Source organism: Mycobacterium xenopi, assembly GCF_009936235.1.
Taxonomy (GTDB): Bacteria; Actinomycetota; Actinomycetes; order Mycobacteriales; family Mycobacteriaceae; genus Mycobacterium; species Mycobacterium xenopi.
Window position 1 is genome coordinate 4321423 of the sequence record NZ_AP022314.1, and the last position, 18229, is coordinate 4339651.

Here is an 18229-nt window from a genome sequence, read left to right on the forward strand (position 1 = left end):
TGCAAGCACTGTTAGCAGTGCTTCAGAATAGGAGCTGCGCAACGGTGTAGATCGCCAGTCCGGCCAGCGCGCCCACCACCGTGCCGTTGATCCGGATGAACTGCAGGTCGCGGCCCACGTGCAGCTCGATGCGCCGGCTGGCCTCCTCGGCGTCCCAGCGTTCGATGGTGTCGGTAATGATCGCGGTGATCTCCACCCCGTACTGCGAGACCAGGTGTTGCGCGGCCCGCACGATCCAGTTGTCGACCTTGTCGCGCAGCTCGGCGTCGTCGCGCAGCGATTCGCCAATACGGATGACGGTGTCGGTGATGCGGGTGCGCAGCGCGCTGGAGGGGTCGTCGACACCCTCGAGCACCAGCCTTTTGAGCGTCTTCCACGCCGTAGCGGCGGCATTGGTGATCTCGTCGCGCGCCATCAGCTGCTCCTTGACGGCTTCGGCGCGGGCGATGGTGGCCGGATCGTGTTGCAGGTCGTCGGCGAAGTCGAACAAGAACCGCGTCGCCGAGCGGCGCAGTTCGTGATTCGGGTTGCGGCGCACCTTGTCGGTGAAATCCATCAACTCACGGTGGATGCGGTCGCCGACGAGGTGGTCGATGAACCGGGGCGACCAGCTCGGGGAGTCGCGCTCGACCACACGTTGGATGACTTCGCCGGCGTTCAGCGACCAGTGAAAGGCCCGGTCAGCCAGCAGCTGGAGCAGGGCCTCCTGCCGGTTTTCGGCCAGCAACGTGGCCAACAGCCGACCGGCCGGCGGCCCCCATTGGGGTTCGGCAACACGCTTCATGATCGTGCGGTCGATGACGTGCTGGACGTCGTCGTCGCGCAGCAGTTCCACCAGCACCCGCAGCACCGTCGCGGTCTCGGCGGCCACCCGCTGGGCGTGCTCGATCTGGGAGAGCCACTTGCCGAGCCGGCTGGGGATTTGGGCGTCCCGCAGCTTCGATTCGACGATCGGCGGGGACAGGAAATTCTCCCGCACGAAGGTTCCCAGACCCTCGCCGAGCTGGTCTTTTTTGCGTTTGATGATCGCAGTGTGCGGGATCGGTATGCCGAGCGGATGCTTGAACAGCGCGGTGACGGCGAACCAGTCGGCCAGCGCGCCAACCATGCCGGCCTCGGCGGCCGCACGGACGTAGCCCACCCAGGCGGCCGCGGTTCCGCCGCCTGCGCCCAGCGGCAGCCGAGAAACACCACGCTGGCACCGACTAGGAAACTGAGCGCCACCACCTTCATCCGGCGCAGTGCCCGCCGCCGATCCGCATCGGCCTGGGGATCGGCGGCGACGAACGATTCAGCGAAGGAAATACCGGCCCGGCGTGCCGGCGCCGCACTGTCGCCGGGGCCGACGGCAGGTCTGGCCGATGCGGTTCAGCTGGCACCACACCATCATCCGCTATCGGTGCGGGCTGGATCTGAGAACGATTCAGCCGCTGGCGTCCAGTTACTGTAACTGTGCCTGGTGCGACATGCCGGATAGCGCGGGAAACACGCCCTGGAAACCCGTAGTATCGAGGCGTCTAGGGAATGGGAATCCGCGATAGTGGCAGAGCTTGTCCCGGCTGGGACCGTGAAGACTGATGGTCGGAAACGGCGCTGGCACCGACACAAGGTTGAGCGCCGCAATGAGTTGATCGACGGCACCATCGAAGCGATTCGCCGGCACGGCCGGTTTTTGAGCATGGACGAGATCGCCGCCGAGATCGGTGTCTCCAAGACCGTGCTGTACCGCTACTTCGTCGACAAGAACGATCTGACCAGCGCGGTGATGATGCGCTTCGCGCAGACCACGCTGATACCCAACATGGCCGCGGCGCTGTCGGCCAACATGGACGGCTTCGACCTGACCCGGGAGATCATCCGGGTCTACGTCGATACGGTCTCGGCTGAGCCCGAACCCTATCGGTTTGTGATGGCCAACAGCTCACCGAGCAAGAACAAGGTGATCGCGGATTCCGAGCGCATCATTGCCCGCATGCTGTCGGTCATGCTGCGCCGCCGTATGCAAGAGGTCGGGATGGACACCGGGGGCGTGGAGCCGTGGGCCTACATGATCGTCGGCGGTGTGCAACTGGCCACCCACTCGTGGATTTCCGATCCGCGGATGAGCAAGGAGGAGCTGATCGACTACCTCACCATGCTCAGCTGGAGCGCGCTGTGCGGGATTGTGGAAGCTGGCGGCTCGCTGGAGAAGTTCAACGCCCAACCGCATCCGGCGCCGATCGTGCCGCCGCGGCGCGAAAACGTCGATGCCTGAGCTGATTTCCCGATCGCGGCTGAGGTCGTGGGGGTACGCGCTGCGCACCACCAACCCGCCCCCGAACGGACCCGTCGACGCCGTCACGCGCTGGATCGTCGTCACCCGGGCCGCGGTGCTGCCCATGACACTGTTCGCGGGATTGGTCGCGGCGTTGCTGGCGGTCGGCAAGCCGGGGCTGGACTGGCGCTGGCTGGTGCTGGCGATCACTGGAATCACGTTGGCGCACATAGCCAATAACCTGATGAACGACCTGTACGACACGCAGGTGGGCACCGACAGCGCAAGCTATCCGCGGGCGCTTTACGCGCCGCATCCGGTGCTTTCGGGTCTGGTCACCCGTCGGAAACTGCTGACTGCGATCATCGCCGTCAACCTGGCCGACCTAGCGATTCTGGTGGTGTTGACGCTAGTTCGCGGCTGGCCGGTAATTGCCTTCGCGCTGACCGGGTTTGTGCTGAGCGTCGCTTACACAGCTCCGCCGCTGCGGCTGAAGAAGCGCGGCCTCGGAGAGCCCGACGTCTTCGTCGTCTGGGGGCCGCTGATGGTGTGCGGCACCTACTACTCAGCGGTGGGCACGGTGGGCTGGCCGGTGTTGCTGGCTTCACTGCCCTACGGGCTGCTGTGCACAACGGTGTTGATGGGCAAGCACATTGACAAGATTCCCTACGACCAGCCGCTGGGCATCCACACGCTGCCGGTGCTGCTGGGTGCTGCCCGCGCCCGCGATGCCACGCTCGCCATGATGGCCGGCTTCTATGTTTTGGTCGCGATGGCGGTGGGTGTCGGCGCGATGCCGTGGCCAGCGTTGCTGGTGGTCGTGGCGCTGCCGCGGTTGGCGAAGGTATGGCCGCATTTCCGCCGCCCGCCGCCGGACCAGCCGCCCGCCGACTACCCGGTGTGGCCACTGTGGTATGCCGCGCTGGCTTGGGTGCACGTGCGCCAGGCGGGCGCCTTGTTGGTGGTCGGCCTGGCCGTGGGCGCTATGCTGAACGCGGTCTAGCGACGTTCCCGAGGATTGTCGTGTTCGCACTCGGGCCGTGTCGGTGAGCCGAATCGACCCGCAGTCACTACCATGCAACGACGGCATCAGGGTTTACCGCCGCCTGTTCGACGAGCACCGTGAATCCTCGCCACTGCAGAAAGGCTTACATCCGTATGTCCGTGCCGCTGACGCCGTTTTTCGAGGACGTGCAGGCCCACTACGACCTTTCGGACGACTTCTTTCGCTTGTTCCTAGACCGCACCCAGACTTACAGCTGCGCGTACTTCGAGCGCGACGACATGACGCTGGAAGAGGCGCAGATCGCCAAGATCGACTTGGCGCTTGACAAGTTGCGTCTCGAACCCGGGATGACGTTGCTCGACATCGGCTGCGGCTGGGGTGCCACGCTGCGGCGGGCGGTCGAGAAGTACGACGTCCACGTTGTGGGTCTGACCCTGTCGGAAAACCAGGCCGCCCACGTCCGGCAGATGTTCGACCAGATGGACACCCCGCGCTCCCGACGGGTGTTGGTCGAAGGCTGGGAAAAATTCCACGACCCCGTCGACCGGATCGTGTCGATCGGTGCGTTTGAACACTTCGGTCACCAGCGCTACCCGCGCTTCTTCAAGATGGCCTACGACGCATTGCCGGCGGGCGGCGTGATGCTGCTGCATACCATCACGCGTCCCACGTTTTCGGAGGGCAGGACGATGGGCTTGGCGTTGACCCGTGAAGTGGTCCGGTTCGCCAAGTTCATCCTGGACGAAATCTTCCCGGGCGGTTGGCTGCCGGCGATACCGACTGTCGAAGAACATGCCCGCAAGGCTGGCTTCAGGGTGACCCGGGTTCAGTCGCTGCAACCGCACTATGCGCGCACCCTCGACCTGTGGGCGGCCGCGTTGCAGGCCAACAAGGATCGAGCGATCGCTCTTCAGTCGCAAGAGGTTTACGACCGCTACATGCACTACTTGACCGGTTGCGCGCAGCTGTTCCGCGACGGCTACACCGACGTCTGCCAGTTCACCTGCGCGAAATAGCCTGCGGGCGTTTCGCTTCCCTGTCCGTCGCGGTCGCGCCTGTGTCCCTGGGGGCGGCTCGGAATCAATCGACCCCTTGGCCGTCAACTCCCTTGGTCAGCGTGAACTGCCCGACCTCGGTGATGCCCTTGCGGAACAGCTGCGCGCAACCGGTCAAGTAGTGCATGTAGCGGTTGTAGACCTCTTCGGACTGCACTGCGATGGCCTCGTCTTTGTGGGCCTTGAGATTCGCCGCCCAGATGTCAAGTGTGCGGACATAGTGCGGATTCATCAGCTGGATTTCGTCGGTCGAAAATCCGGCTTTGCGGGAGTATTCTACGACGTCCTCAGCCGCGGGCAATGCGCCACCGGGAAATATCTCTCGATCGATAAACTTCCAGAACCGCAGATCGCTCATCGTGATTTTGATCCCGTTCGGCACCCAATAGCTCGGCGGATGAGTGAATATGGTCTCCAAAACCATCCGGCCGTCCGCGGGCATCACGCGGTATGCCGTTTCGAAGAACGGCGCCCACCGCGATTTCCCGAATGCCTCGAACGCTTCGATGCTGACGATTCGGTCCACGGGCTCGTCGAACTGCTCCCAGCCCTGCAGCAGCACTCGCCTACTGCGCGGGCTGTCCATTTCGTCGAACATCCGTGTCACGTGGGCGCACTGGTTTTTCGACAGCGTCAGCCCGATCACGTCGACGTCGTATTTCTCGATCGCGCGTCGCATGGTGGAGCCCCAGCCGCAGCCGACGTCGAGCAGCGTCATGCCAGGCTTCAGGTCCAGCTTGCCCAACGCCAGGTCGATCTTGGCGATCTGCGCCTCTTCCAGCGTCATGTCGTCGCGCTCGAAGTAAGCGCAACTGTAAGTCTGAGTGGGGTCCTGGAATAGCCGGAAGAATTCGTCTGACAGATCGTAGTGCGCTTGTACGTCTTCGAACGGGGGCGTCAATGTTTGCGTTTCACTCGGTGTCTTAGTCACTGTTCGTCCTGCTGAACACTGCTGATCCGGTCACAAATTAGACGTCGGGCCCGAAACGTCGCTCCAGGTGACATCTGTGCAATAGAGGATACGACTAAGTACCGCCACGGCGACAACACGGGGCAACGCGCACCGTACGGGCCAACGGCGTCGATCGCGATGCATCATTTGCCAACCGCCATCAGTATTTACCGAACACCAGCGCGACGTTGAGGCCACCGAAGCCAAACGAATTGCTGATCGCGTACTGGTAGTCACCCACGCGCGGTTCTCCGGCCACCACATCCAGATCGATCTCGGGGTCGAGATTGCGCAGGTTCAGCGTCGGCGGGATGATGCCGTCCCGCAGCGCCAATACGGTCAGAATCGCCTCCACCGCGCCGACCGCGCCAATCGACTGGCCCAATGCGGCCTTGGGCGCGTAGACCGCAGGCCGGTGGGAGCCCAATGCGTTGTTGATTGCCTTACTTTCAGCCAGGTCGCCGACGACGGTCCCGGTGGCGTGGGCGTTGACGTGGTCGATGTCGGTGGCTGTCAGCCCAGCCAGTTCGATTGCCCGGGTGATGGCATACCCGGCCTGCTCGCCTCGAGGATCGGGAGCCACGACGTGGTAGCCGTCGGAGGTGATGCCGGCGCCCATCAGCCGACCGAGAATTGTGGCCCCGCGGGCCTTCGCGTGCGCCTCCGTCTCGATGACCAGCATTGCTCCTGCTTCGCCGAACACGAAGCCGTCGCGGTCTTTGTCGAACGGGCGACACGCGCCGGCCGGGTCGTCGTTGTTGGTCGACAGCAAGCCCATCGAAGCAAACGCCGCGATGGGGATTGCCTCGATTCTGGTCTCGATGCCCCCGCAGATCGCAATGTCGGCTTCCCCGAGCACGAGATTGCGCCATGCGAGGGCAATCGCCTCGGCGCCTGAGGCGTCCGCAGACACCGGCGTGATGACCCCCGCTTTGGCGCCGCGTTCCAGCCCGACCCAGGCACTTCCCGAGTTGGGCATGCACATCAGCACGCCCACCGGGTTGACGGCCTTCAGGCCGCGTGCGCGGATGTCGTCGTAGCCGAAGACCATCTCCTCGGTCGAACCCATTCCGGTGCCGATCGAGACCATCAAGCGGTTGGTGTCGACCTCAGGCGAACCGGCGTTCGCCCAGACGCGGCGGCCCAACACCACGGAGATCTTCTGCAGAAACAGCATCCGCCGCAGCTCGACGCGCGTCAGCTCCTGGTCAAAGTCCTCGAGCAGATGCCCGCCGATGCGCACCGGTAGCTTGAACTGCTCGATGAACGGATCATCGATCTTGCGGATCCCGCTCTGCCCGTCCAGCAACTTCTTCCAGGTGCTGTCGGCGTCGGTCGCCAGCGCGGTGGACATCGCGATGCCGGTGACAACCACATCAGGAAATCCATTTCCGGTCGAGAGCGCCGCCATAGTGTTTTCCTGCTTTCCTTTCCTCGACGGCTCATCCCATTTATCCAGTTACCCAAGACCATTACCAACCAAGCCTAATCGGAGCGATTGTGCTGGGGCACAACTAAAGCAGCCGCAATAGCCGGTGCGAGGTGATTGCAGCGGGCGCGCGTCGGCGTATATCGTCGGCCCCTATGGGCAGTAAACCGCTAGCAACCACGGAACTGAAGCCGAATGTCGAGCACATCCAGTCGCACTACGACCGGTCCAACGACTTCTTCCGGCTGTGGCTCGACCCGACGATGACGTACAGCTGCGCCTACTTCGAGCGCGAGGATATGACGCTGGAAGAGGCCCAGATGGCCAAGGTCGACCTGGCGTTGGGCAAGCTGGGGCTGCGGCCGGGCATGACACTGCTGGATATCGGTTGTGGCTGGGGATCGACGATGCGGCGCGCGATCGAGAAATACGACGTCAACGTGATCGGGCTGACGCTCTCGGAAAACCAGGTGGCCCACAACCAGCAAAAATTCGCCGAGATGGACAGCCCGCGCCGCAAAGAAGTGCGGCTACAGGGCTGGGAACAGTTCGACGAGCCGGTGGATCGCATCGTGTCGCTGGGTGCCTTCGAGCACTTCGCCGACGGCATCGGCCGCTTCGACCGCTACACCGACTTCTTCAAGATGTGCTACAACGTGCTGCCCGACGACGGCGTGATGCTCTTGCACACGATCGTGGTGCCCAGCGAAGAAGAGGCCAAGCAGCGCAACCTGCAGGTGACCATGTCGCTGATGCGCTTCATCAACTTCATCTTGACCGAGATCTTCCCCGGGGGCCGGCTGCCGATGATCTCGATCGTCGACGAATACGCCACCGCCGCCGGTTTCACGATCACCCGCCACCACCGCATCGGCTCGAACTATGTGCGGACCCTCGACACCTGGGCACAGCAACTCGAAGCGCACAAGGACCAAGCCATTGCGCTGCAAGGTGAAGAGGTCTACCAGCGTTACATGAAATACCTGACCGGCTGCCGGGAGTTGTTCCGCGACGGCTACACCGACGTCTGCCAATTCACCATGGAGAAGAAAGCCGCCTAAGCGGCGTCGGCTTCTGCGCGGCCTAGTCTTAGTACGCGTAGAAGCCCTGACCGGACTTCTTGCCGAGCAGACCGGCTTCGACCATGCGCACCAACAGCGGCGGCGAGGCGTACTGCTGTTCCTTGAACTCCTCAAACATCTTGTCCGCGATCAGCTTCAGGGTGTCCAGACCTACCAGGTCCGCGAGCCGCAGCGGGCCCATCGGGTGCGAGAGCCCGGCGACCACCGCCTTGTCGACGTCTTCGACGGTGGCGAACTTATTCTCGACCATCCGGATCGCCGACAACAAAAACGGCACCAACAGCGCGTTCACCACGAAACCGGAGCGGTCGGAGCAGCGCACCACCTGTTTGCCCAGCACCGCGCTGGCGAATTCCTCGGTGCGGGCGGCGGCTTGTTCGTCGGTGACGAGCGTGCACACCAACTCGACCAGCGGCAAAACCGGGACCGGGTTGAAGAAATGCAGGCCCAACACCCGCTGCGGGTTCTTGGTGGCCGCGGCCAGTTTCATGATCGGGATGCTGGAGGTGTTGGAAGCCAGCACCGCGGCCGGATCGGTGAGGATCCGGTCGAGTTCGGCGAAGATCTCTGCCTTGACGGCCTCGTCTTCGATGACGGCCTCGACCACCAGTTGCCGGTCGGCGAAGTCTTTGAGATCGGTGGTGAACGTGAGGTTGTCGATCGCGCCGTCGCGTTCGCGTTCGGTGATCTTGCCCGCGCTGACACCGCGTTCCAGCGATTTCACGATGCGGTTGCGGCCCGCCGCGATCAGCGCGTCCGTGGTCTCGAATACCGTGACGTCGACACCCGCTCGTGCTGACACCTCGGCGATGCCGGCACCCATCTGCCCGGCTCCGACAACACCTACTCGTTCGATAGTCACGGTGTCCTTTCTACCGGCGAGCAGACGCAGAATCGCATCATTGCGGCCGCAAATGTGCGATTCTGCGTCTGCTCGGCACTAGGTCAGAACTGACCCTCTTCGGTCGAGCCGGTCAGGGCCGTCGTCGACGAGTTCGGGTCGACCGTGGTGGCGATGCGGTCGAAGTAACCGGCGCCGACCTCACGTTGGTGTTTGGTCGCGGTGTACCCGCGCTCCTCGGCGGCGAACTCGCGTTCCTGCAGCTCCACGTAGGCGCTCATCTGATTGCGGGCATAGCCGTAGGCCAGGTCAAACATCGAGTAGTTGAGTGCGTGGAAGCCAGCCAGCGTGATGAACTGGAACTTGAATCCCATTGCGGCAAGCTCTTTTTGGAACTTGGCGATGGTCGAGTCGTCGAGGTGCTTTTTCCAGTTGAACGACGGCGAGCAGTTGTAGGCCAGCATCTGGTCCGGGAACTCGGCCTTGACCGCCTCAGCGAACTGCTTGGCGAGCTCCAGGTCGGGTGTGCCGGTCTCCATCCAGATCAGGTCGGCGAACGGCGCGTAGGCCTTGGCCCGGGCGATGCACGGCTCGATGCCGTTTTGCGTGCGGTAGAAGCCCTCTCGGGTGCGCTCACCGGTGATGAACGGCCGGTCGCGCTCGTCGATGTCGGAGGTGATCAGCGTGGCCGCCTCGGCGTCGGTGCGCGCGATGATCACCGTGGGGACGTCACACACGTCGGCGGCCAGCCGCGCCGACGTCAACGTGCGGATGTGCTGCTGGGTCGGGATCAGCACCTTGCCGCCCAGGTGCCCGCATTTCTTCTCCGAGGCCAACTGGTCTTCCCAGTGGGTGCCCGCCGCGCCAGCGGCGATCATCGCCTTCTGCAATTCGAAGACGTTGAGCGCACCGCCGAAGCCGGCCTCGGCGTCGGCGACGATCGGTGCCAGCCAGTTCTCCACCGACTTGTCGCCTTCGATCTTGGCGATCTGGTCGGCGCGCTGCAGCGCGTTGTTGATGCGGCGCACGATCTGCGGCACCGAATTCGCTGGGTAGAGGCTCTGGTCGGGATAGGTCTGCGCGGCCAGGTTGGCATCACCGGCAACCTGCCATCCGGACAGGTAGATCGCCTTCAGGCCAGCGCGCACCTGCTGCACGGCCTGGTTGCCGGTCAGCGCGCCCAGCGCGTTGACCCACTCGAGGTCGTGCAGTTGCTCCCACAGCACCTCGGCGCCGCGGCGAGCCAGCGTGTGCTCCTCGACCACACTGCCCTGCAAAGCCACCACATCGGCAGCGGTGTAGGTCCGGGTGACGTCCTTCCAGCGCGGATTGGTGTCCCAGTCGTGCTGAATCTGCTCCGCGCTTTTGGGCGTGCCAACGGTCGACATCGAAGACGGCTCCTTCTTGTTTTCGCATCGCTGGCAGGCCCCGGCTTTCCAGGATTGCTAACCCGCCAGCGGCTTCCTTGGTGTGTTAAGCCGACAATGGCACACGTTAGCTTCGCTGGTCCACCGCTTGCAGGTGCGAACTTCCGCTACGACTTAGCTCAGTTTTGCAAATCCTGCCAAGTCCAGCTTGGCGGAATCCGGTCAGTAGCTACCCGCTGGTAACACAAAGCCGCAGGTCAACCCGCGTGTTGATCGACGGCGCCGATCGCCGCGCCGCGGCTACAAAGCGAAGATCGATGCGACCGCTTTGACCTCGTCGCCGACGACGTATGTGAGCGTTGTAACAGTGCGGTCGCTCATTCCGGGACCGAACTGGTCGGTCGAGCAGGGCGGGTGCACGTGCGACATGATTTCCAGCTTGTCGCCCAACGCCACCGGCGCATCGTGCTCGATGGTCACCCGCAGCGGTACGTTGAGCATCTCGGGATAGCCGGACAGGTAGTCCTCGATCACGCTCCAATACACCGCGTTGTTCATGTGATCGAACAGGTCGATGTCGGTGAAGCGGACCGGATACTCGTGGATCTCCAGGGCGTCGTCGCGGCTTTCCGCCGTCAGATAGGGCTTCCACCGCAGCCGGTCGATATCGGTGGTGCGGCGCAGGCCGGCCAAAAAAAATCGTCGGCGATGCGCGCCGGCATCTGGGTATCGCGGTTGATGTTGATCCAGAACGCCTCCGACTCGAGCAATCCGCCCTTGCGCCCATCGATGCGAACCCGCATCTCGCACCAGCGGTTGGACGTGCCGGAGCACCAGCGCCGCAGCCGCAGCATGTCCTGAAACTTGATCGGCCTGACCAGGTCCACCATGGTGCGCCGAACGATCCACAGCGGATGCGTTTCCTCAAAACCCAACTCCCGCAGATGGTCCTGGCCGATGTCCTGGATGTGACGGGCGGCCGCATCCAGCCGCAGCCGGCCTTCGCGGTCGATGTCAGCGACCCGTAGCGGCCATTCCCGTTCGAAGACGGCAGGATGGCCGTCCGGCACCGGCATCATCACTTTGTCCAGGCTCAACGCGGTACTCCCCTGTGCTCCCCCTAAACGACTTCTGCGAATCATGCCAAACCAGCTAGCTACCGCACCAATCGACGCAGTCGTGCCAAGCCTGCGAAGCCGAACTTCGCAACCCGGTACGCTGACCCTCGTGACCAAGACGTTTGTCGGCTCACGGGTTCGTCAGCTGCGCAAGGAGCGCGGCTTCAGCCAGGCCGCGTTGGCCCAGATGCTCGACATTTCCCCGAGCTACCTCAATCAGATCGAACATGACGTGCGGCCGCTGACTGTGGCGGTGCTGCTGCGGATCACCGAGGTGTTCGGGGTGGACGCGACGTTCTTCGCCTCTCAGGACGACACCCGACTGGTGGCCGAATTGCGTGAGGTGATGTTGGACCGCGACTTAAATGTCGACGTCGACATGACCGAGGTCGCCGAAATGGTTGCCGCCCACCCGAAGCTGGCCCGTGCCATGGTCAACCTGCACCGGCGCTACCGGATCACCGCCGCGCAACTGGCGGCCGCCACCGAGGAGCGATATTTCGACGGCAGCGGCAGCGGGCTGCTCACCATGCCGCACGAAGAGGTTCGCGACTACTTCTACCAGCGCCAGAACTACCTGCACGAGCTCGACACCGCCGCCGAGGACCTCACCATCCGGATGCGCATGCACCGCGGCGATCTGGGCCGAGAGTTGGCTCGCCGACTCACCGACGTGCACGGTGTGCACATCAACAAGCGCATCGACCTCGGCGACACCGTGTTGCACCGCTACGACCCGAAGACCAAAACCCTGGAAATCAGCAGCCACCTGTCGCCGGGCCAGCAGGTGTTCAAGATGGCCGCCGAATTGGCCTACCTGGAATTCGGTGAGCTGATCGATGCCATGGTCGAAGAGGGCAAGTTCACCTCCGAGGAGTCCCGCAAGCTGGCCAGGCTTGGGCTGGCCAACTACTTCGCGGCCGCGACAGTGTTGCCGTATCGGCAGTTTCACGATGTCGCCGAGAACTTCCGCTACGACATCGAACGGCTCTCGGCGTTCTACGGTGTCAGCTACGAGACCATCTGCCACCGGCTTTCGACCCTGCAGCGGCCGTCGATGCGTGGAGTGCCGTTCTCGTTCGTCCGCGTCGACCGCGCAGGCAACATGTCAAAACGACAGTCCGCCACAGGGTTTCACTTCTCGTCCAGCGGCGGCACCTGCCCGTTGTGGAACGTCTACGAGACGTTCGCCAACCCCGGCAAGATCCTGGTACAGATCGCGCAGATGCCCGACGGGCGCAACTACATGTGGGTGGCCCGCACCGTCGAGCGGCGGGCGTCACGGTATGGTCAGCCCGGTAAGACGTTCGCGATCGGGCTGGGCTGCGAGCTTCGCCACGCCCACCGGCTCGTCTACTCGGAAGGACTGGACTTGTCGGGAGATAACGCCACACCGATCGGCGCGGGCTGCCGGGTGTGCGAACGCGACAACTGCCCGCAGCGGGCGTTTCCGGCGCTGGGCCGCGCGCTCGATCTCGACGAGCACCGCAGCACGGTATCCCCCTATCTGGTGAAGCCGGCGTGACGGCGCACGTGGGCCGCATCCCGTCGGGGGGTGTGCGCGAGCTCGGGCTGATCAATTGGGTGCTGGCCAAATTCGGCGCGCGGACCGTCAGCGCCCCGGAAATGCATCTGTTCACCACGCTCGGTCAGCACAAGCGGCTGTTCTGGCTGTGGCTGCCGTATTCGGGCGCACTGTTGCGCGGGCGGTTACCGCGCGCCGACACCGAGCTGGTGATCCTGCGCGTCGCGCATCTGCGCTCGTGCGAATACGAGCTACAGCATCACCGCCGGATGGCACGCCGCCGCGGGCTCGATGAGCAGACGCAGGAGGCGATCTTCAACTGGCCCGCGGCGTCCAACCGGCTCACTCCCCGCCAGCAGGGGCTGCTGAAGGCCACCGACGAGTTCGTCCTCGACCGCTCGATCAGCGACGACACCTGGCAGGAGCTTTCCGGCCATCTCGATCGCCGCCAACTGATCGAATTCTGCATGCTCGCGGGCCAATACGACGGGCTGGCAGCGACGATGTCCGCGCTCGACCTACCGCTGGACCACCCGGATCACAGGTAGGTCGAGCTCAGCACGGCCAACGTCAACACGACCGGAAGGACCGGCAGCGCAAATGCGAATGCTGCCCACGGATAGTTTCGCCGCCGGCGCAGCCGCCAGCCCCACCACCCGGCGCACGCGGCCAGCACCAGCGACAAGATGAGCACCACCGCGCTCCACCGGCTCACCGTCGTGGTGGCAGCGCCGATCGAGATTGCCAGCAGCCAGCCGATATAACCGACCAGGACTCCGGCGACGACACCGAGAATCGTCGCGCCGTGCTCCGGCCCGTCGCCCAGCAGCAGCATCAGAAGTTGATCATGTGGCCAACCAGACCGTGGAAGCATTCCTGCAGTGCCTCCGACATCGTCGGATGGGTGTGCACGTTGCGCGCCAACTCATTCGCGCTCAGGTCCCACTTTTGCGCCAACGTGAGCTCGGGCAGCAGCTCGGACACGTCGTGGCCGACCAGATGCCCCCCGAGCAATTCGCCGTAGCGGGCGTCGGCGACGAGTTTGACGAAACCGCTCGGATCGCCGAGCCCATGCGCTTTTCCGTTGGCGGTGAACGGGAACTTGGCAACCTTGACGTCGTAGCCCTCGTCGCGGGCCTGCTGCTCGGTGAGCCCGAAACTGGCGACCTGCGGCTGGCAGAAGGTGGCGCGCGGCAGCATACGATAGTCGCCGAGCGTCAAAGTCTCTGCGCCGGCGATGGTTTCGGCTGCAATTACACCCTGTGCCTCGGCAACGTGCGCGAGCATTGCCTTACCGGTTACGTCGCCGATCGCGTAGATGTGGCCCACGCTGGTGCGCATGTTGTCGTTGATACCGATAGCATTGCCGTCGGTCAGCGCCACACCCGCCTTCTCCAGGCCGTAGCCCTCGACGTTGGGTGCAAAACCGATGGCCTGCAACACTTTTTCGGCAGTGAGCTCTTGAGGTTGGCCGTCCCTGCTGACCGTGACGCTCACCTGGGTGCCATCGTCATTGATGCCCTCGACCTTGGTCCCGGTGAGGATCTTGACCCCGAGTTTCTTGAACTGCTTCTCGATTTCTTTGGACACGTCGGCGTCTTCGTTGGGCAGCGCCCTCGGCAGAAACTCGACGATCGTCACATCGACACCGTAATTAGACAGCACGTAGCCGAACTCCATGCCGATCGCGCCGGCCCCGGCGATGACGATCGACGTGGGTAGCTCCCGAGTCATGATCAGCTCTTCGTACGTGACGACGTTTCGCGAAAGCGATGTGCCCGGCACCAGTCGCGTGCTACTGCCGGTGGCGATGATCGCGTGGTCGAAGGTCACGGACTGTGTGCCGCCGTCGTTGAGCTCGACCGAAACGGTGTTGGCGTCGACAAAGCTGCCGTAGCCGTGGATCTCGGTGATCTTGTTCTTCTTCATCAAGAAGTGGACACCGGCAACGCGACCCTCGGCCACCTTGCGGCTGCGGTCGTAGGCGATGCCGTAGTCGAGGCTCACCTCGCCGCTGATGCCGAACGTTTTGGCTTCCTTGGTGACGATGTGGGCCAGTTCGGCGTTGCGCAGTAGCGACTTGGACGGGATGCAGCCGACGTTGAGGCATACCCCGCCCCAGTACTTGGGTTCGACGACTGCGGTGTTCAGCCCCAGTTGCGCGGCCCGAATGGCTGCGACGTAGCCGCCGGGACCCGCTCCGAGAACGACGACATCGTAGTGAGAACTCACCGTGCCCACCCTAGTGGGATCCGATACCCATCCGTCATCGTGGTCGCTCCGAATACCCGATGTCCGACCAGGAGGGCGGCGGCAGCAGGCCGTCCGTGACGCAGGAGTGACAACCCGATGACGAACATTTCGACCAAGACACTCGCGGCGGCCGGCCTTGCGGCCACCGCCATCGTGGGCTTCGCGGCTTGCTCAAGCCACAAGTCCGAGTCGGAGCAGACGACAAGCATGAAGCCGGCCACCAGCACGGCTGCACCCGCGACGTCGTCGGCGATGGCGGACCCGGCGGCCGACCTGGTCGGTCCCGGGTGCTCGGACTATGCGGCGCTGCACCCCAGCGGTCCGGCCTCGGTGGCCGGCATGGCGCAGGACCCGGTTGCCACCGCCGCGTCGAACAACCCGATGCTTTCGACGCTGACGTCGGCGCTCTCAGGCCAGCTGAATCCGAACGTGAACCTGGTCGATACCCTCAACAACGGTCAATACACGGTGTTCGCCCCGACCAACGACGCCTTCAACAAGCTCCCGGCGGGCACGATCGACCAGCTCAAGACCGACTCGCAGATGCTGAAAAGCATCCTGACCTACCACGTGGTGCAGGGCCAGCTGAGCCCGGCAAAGGTCGACGGCACACACAAAACCCTCCAAGGCGCTGACGTGACGGTGGCCGGCCAGGGCAACGACCTCAAAGTCAACAACGCCGGACTGGTCTGCGGCGGGGTCCATACCGCCAACGCGACGGTGTACATGATCGACACGGTGCTGATGCCGCCCGCGCAGTAATCACCCGGCCGTCATGCACGGCAGTCCGGTTTGCCGGACTGCCGTGCATGCTGTTGCGGCCCAACCGATCCGGCGCTTTGCCCACCCATCCGTGGCCGATGCGGCAGCGAATAACGGATATGTTCACCCTCGCGCTGATCGGCTTCGTCGGCGGCCTGATCACTGGTATTTCACCGTGCATCCTCCCGGTCTTGCCGGTGATCTTTTTCGCCGGCGCGCAACGCGCCCCGGCGACTCCGCCCAGGCGGCGGACTCCGGTGGCGCCGTCGTCGTCGCAGCGAAGCGCTCACTGTCGGAAACCTTGCGGCCTTACCTGGTGATCGGTGGACTGGTGCTGAGCTTCAGCCTGGTCACCCTGCTCGGCTCGGCGTTGCTGTCACTGCTGCACCTGCCGCAAGACGCGATTCGCTGGGTCGCGCTGGCGGCGTTGGTGGCGATCGGGTTGGGCCTCATCTTCCCCCGGTTCGAACAGCTGCTGGAGCGCCCGTTCACCCGCATACCCCAGATGCGGATCACCACCCGCCGCAACGGCTTCGGGCTGGGTCTGGCGCTCGGCGTGCTGTATGTGCCGTGCGCGGGCCCGGTGCTGGCCGCGATCGTCGTCGCCGGGGCCACCGCGAGCATCGGCGTGGGAGTTGTCGTGCTCACCGTGGCGTTCGCGGTGGGCACCGCGGTGCCGTTGTTGTTCTTCGCTTTGGCCGGCCAGCGGGTGGCCGAACGGGTCAGTGCTTTTCGGCGGCGTCAGCGTGAGATTCGTGTCGCCGCAGGCATTGTGACGATTTTGCTCGCTGTTGCGTTGGTCTTGAACCTGCCTGCGGTGCTGCAGCGCGCGATTCCCGACTACACCAACTCACTGCAGGAGAAAGTCGGCGGCGGCGAGCAGATCCGGCAGAAGCTCAATCTGGGCGGGATCGTCACCGACCAGAACAGGCAGCTGTCGAACTGCAGCAACGGGGCCTCGCAGCTGGAAAACTGCGGCCCGGCACCCGATCTCAAAGGCATCGCCGCATGGCTGAACACGCCCGGCAACAAACCCGTCGACCTGCGCTCGCTGCGCGGCAAGGTGGTGCTCATCGACTTTTGGGCGTATTCGTGCATCAACTGCCAACGCGCCATCCCGCACGTCGAAGGCTGGTACCGGGCCTACAAAGACAGCGGCCGCGGTTTCGAGGTGATCGGCGTGCACACCCCCGAGTACGCATTCGAGAAGGTCACCGGCAACGTCGAAAAGGGCGCCGCCGACTTGGGCATCACCTACCCGATCGCGCTGGACAACGGTTACTCCACCTGGACTAACTACCGCAACAGGTATTGGCCCGCTGAGTACCTGATCGACGCCAACGGAGTGGTGCGGCATATCAAGTTCGGCGAGGGCGACTACACCGTCACCGAGCGGCTGATCAGGCAACTGCTCACCGACGCCGATCCTGGGGTCAGGCTGCCCCCGGCCGTCGACGCGCCCGATCTCACCCCCAAGCAGCACACCACCCCCGAGACCTACCTCGGGGTCGGCAAGGTGGTCAACTACGCCGGCGGCGGGGTATACGACGAGGGCACCGCCACATTCAGCTATCCGCCGAGCCTGCCCGCGGACAGCTTCGCGCTGAGCGGCCCCTGGTCATTGGACTATCAGGGCGCCACCGCCCAGGACGACAACTCGAGCATCGAACTCAACTATCACGCCAAGAACGTCTACCTCGTCGCCGGCGGCACCGGGACGGTCACGGTGATCCGTGACGGCAAGTCGACGGCGCTACCGATCAGCGGACCACCGACGTCCCATCAAATCGTCTCCGGCGACCGGGTGGCGTCCGGAACACTGGAGGTGCGCCTCACCAAGGGGCTGCAGGTGTACTCCTTCACCTACGGCTGAACGCAATCCGCGCCATGTGTGACCCGTCCAACAGGTGGTCGGCTCCGAAGAATCCATGTCCGGGTGTCAACACAGGCAGTCACCAAAGGAGTAAAGGCAATGAAAATCGCAACCAAGACGCTGGCGGCGACCGGTTTTGCCGCGGCCACGATGGTGGGTCTCGCGGTGGGCATGTCGCCGACCGCGTCGGCAGCCGATCTGGTCGGCCCGGGATGCGCGGACTACGCGGCGCTGCATCCCAGCGGTCCCGCGTCGGTGGAAGGCATGTCGCAGGACCCGGTCGCGACCGCGGCGTCGAACAACCCCGAGCTGACCACACTGACCGCGGCGGTCTCCGGCCAGCTCAACCCGCAGGTCAACCTGGTCGACACCCTCAACAACGGTCAGTACACCGTTTTCGCGCCGACCGATGATGCGTTCAACAAGCTCCCCTCGTCGACCATCGACCAACTGAAGACCAACGCGGACTTGCTGAAAAGCATCCTGACCTACCACGTGGTGCAGGGCCAGCTGAGCCCCGCCAAGATCCCCGGCACGCACAAGACGCTGCAGGGCGGCAACGTGACGGTGACCGGTCAGGGCAACAACCTGCGGATCAACAACGCCGGGCTGGTGTGCGGCGGAGTGCCCACCGCCAACGCGACGGTGTACATGATCGACACCGTGCTGATGCCACCCGGTATGTAGGCGACACCCGAACCCTGCCCGGATT

14 protein-coding genes and 3 pseudogenes are annotated in these 18229 nt (G+C 64.0%); 9 read left to right on the forward strand and 8 right to left on the reverse strand.

The genetic code is table 11. From position 1 onward, the window contains the following. Window positions 1-22: 22 nt before the first annotated feature. Window positions 23-1305 (reverse strand): annotated as a pseudogene (locus MYXE_RS20725) (DUF445 domain-containing protein). Window positions 1306-1540: 235 nt separating this feature from the next. Between MYXE_RS20725 and MYXE_RS20730 the strand changes: the two are divergent. The 3 genes from MYXE_RS20730 to pcaA all read left to right on the forward strand — a co-directional run bounded on the left by MYXE_RS20730 (window position 1541) and on the right by pcaA (window position 4276). Then, window positions 1541-2254, forward strand: a complete 714-nt coding sequence (locus tag MYXE_RS20730; protein ID WP_039889623.1) for a TetR/AcrR family transcriptional regulator — start codon at window positions 1541-1543, stop codon at window positions 2252-2254. Next, complete coding sequence (locus tag MYXE_RS20735) at window positions 2247-3257, forward strand: prenyltransferase (RefSeq protein ID WP_003919721.1); 1011 nt, start codon at window positions 2247-2249, stop codon at window positions 3255-3257. The genes MYXE_RS20730 and MYXE_RS20735 overlap by 8 nt, the downstream gene beginning before the upstream one ends. 155 nt (window positions 3258-3412) lie before the next feature. After that, window positions 3413-4276, forward strand: coding sequence for a cyclopropane mycolic acid synthase PcaA (gene pcaA, locus MYXE_RS20740; RefSeq protein WP_085196918.1), 864 nt, complete (start codon window positions 3413-3415; stop codon window positions 4274-4276). A gap of 64 nt (window positions 4277-4340) precedes the next feature. Here pcaA and MYXE_RS20745 read toward each other — a convergent pair whose 3' ends face one another. Continuing rightward, entirely contained in the window at window positions 4341-5246 is a 906-nt protein-coding gene (locus MYXE_RS20745) for a cyclopropane mycolic acid synthase family methyltransferase (protein ID WP_085196921.1), read from the reverse strand. A 181-nt stretch (window positions 5247-5427) separates the two neighbouring features. Continuing rightward, the gene (locus tag MYXE_RS20750; RefSeq protein WP_003919724.1) at window positions 5428-6678 is read right to left on the reverse strand and encodes a KasA/KasB family beta-ketoacyl-ACP synthase; all 1251 of its coding nucleotides are present in this window, start codon (window positions 6676-6678) and stop codon (window positions 5428-5430) included. 173 nt (window positions 6679-6851) lie between these two features. Here MYXE_RS20750 and MYXE_RS20755 point away from each other — a divergent pair, with 173 nt between their 5' ends. Next, window positions 6852-7757 carry a cyclopropane mycolic acid synthase family methyltransferase gene (locus MYXE_RS20755; RefSeq protein WP_003919725.1) on the forward strand — a complete coding sequence of 302 codons (906 nt, stop codon included), beginning with the start codon at window positions 6852-6854 and terminating at the stop codon, window positions 7755-7757. A gap of 28 nt (window positions 7758-7785) precedes the next feature. Here the strand turns inward: MYXE_RS20755 and MYXE_RS20760 are convergent, their stop codons facing one another. The 3 genes and pseudogenes from MYXE_RS20760 to MYXE_RS20770 form a co-directional block, all read right to left on the reverse strand. Further along, complete coding sequence (locus MYXE_RS20760; RefSeq protein WP_050947647.1) at window positions 7786-8601, reverse strand: 3-hydroxybutyryl-CoA dehydrogenase; 816 nt, start codon at window positions 8599-8601, stop codon at window positions 7786-7788. Between the two features lie 122 nt (window positions 8602-8723). Next, window positions 8724-10007 (reverse strand): isocitrate lyase, encoded by a 1284-nt coding sequence (gene aceA, locus MYXE_RS20765; protein WP_003919727.1) that lies wholly within the window; start codon window positions 10005-10007, stop codon window positions 8724-8726. Between the two features lie 279 nt (window positions 10008-10286). After that, a pseudogene (locus tag MYXE_RS20770) lies at window positions 10287-11083 on the reverse strand (acyl-ACP thioesterase domain-containing protein). Window positions 11084-11213: 130 nt separating this feature from the next. On the opposite strand from MYXE_RS20770, the gene ramB reads away from it, so the two are divergent. Both ramB and MYXE_RS20780 read left to right on the forward strand, forming a co-directional pair. Next, window positions 11214-12629 (forward strand): acetate metabolism transcriptional regulator RamB, encoded by a 1416-nt coding sequence (gene ramB, locus MYXE_RS20775; RefSeq protein ID WP_003919729.1) that lies wholly within the window; start codon window positions 11214-11216, stop codon window positions 12627-12629. Then, the gene (locus tag MYXE_RS20780) at window positions 12626-13177 is read left to right on the forward strand and encodes a carboxymuconolactone decarboxylase family protein (RefSeq protein WP_003919730.1); all 552 of its coding nucleotides are present in this window, start codon (window positions 12626-12628) and stop codon (window positions 13175-13177) included. The genes ramB and MYXE_RS20780 overlap by 4 nt, the downstream gene beginning before the upstream one ends. Here MYXE_RS20780 and MYXE_RS20785 read toward each other — a convergent pair. Beyond that, window positions 13168-13464 carry a hypothetical protein gene (locus MYXE_RS20785; protein WP_003919731.1) on the reverse strand — a complete coding sequence of 99 codons (297 nt, stop codon included), beginning with the start codon at window positions 13462-13464 and terminating at the stop codon, window positions 13168-13170. The genes MYXE_RS20780 and MYXE_RS20785 overlap by 10 nt on opposite strands. Beyond that, window positions 13464-14861 carry a dihydrolipoyl dehydrogenase gene (lpdA, locus tag MYXE_RS20790; RefSeq protein WP_003919732.1) on the reverse strand — a complete coding sequence of 466 codons (1398 nt, stop codon included), beginning with the start codon at window positions 14859-14861 and terminating at the stop codon, window positions 13464-13466. Before lpdA ends, MYXE_RS20785 begins: the two co-directional genes overlap by 1 nt. 117 nt (window positions 14862-14978) lie before the next feature. On the opposite strand from lpdA, the gene MYXE_RS20795 reads away from it, so the two are divergent. The 3 genes and pseudogenes from MYXE_RS20795 to MYXE_RS20805 all read left to right on the forward strand — a co-directional run bounded on the left by MYXE_RS20795 (window position 14979) and on the right by MYXE_RS20805 (window position 18204). Continuing rightward, window positions 14979-15644 carry a fasciclin domain-containing protein gene (locus tag MYXE_RS20795; protein WP_039889628.1) on the forward strand — a complete coding sequence of 222 codons (666 nt, stop codon included), beginning with the start codon at window positions 14979-14981 and terminating at the stop codon, window positions 15642-15644. 119 nt (window positions 15645-15763) lie between these two features. Then, window positions 15764-17517 (forward strand): annotated as a pseudogene (locus tag MYXE_RS20800) (cytochrome c biogenesis protein DipZ). 99 nt (window positions 17518-17616) lie between these two features. Continuing rightward, window positions 17617-18204: a fasciclin domain-containing protein gene (locus MYXE_RS20805; RefSeq protein ID WP_003919736.1), complete on the forward strand. Its 588-nt coding sequence runs from the start codon at window positions 17617-17619 to the stop codon at window positions 18202-18204. Window positions 18205-18229 lie beyond the last annotated feature (25 nt).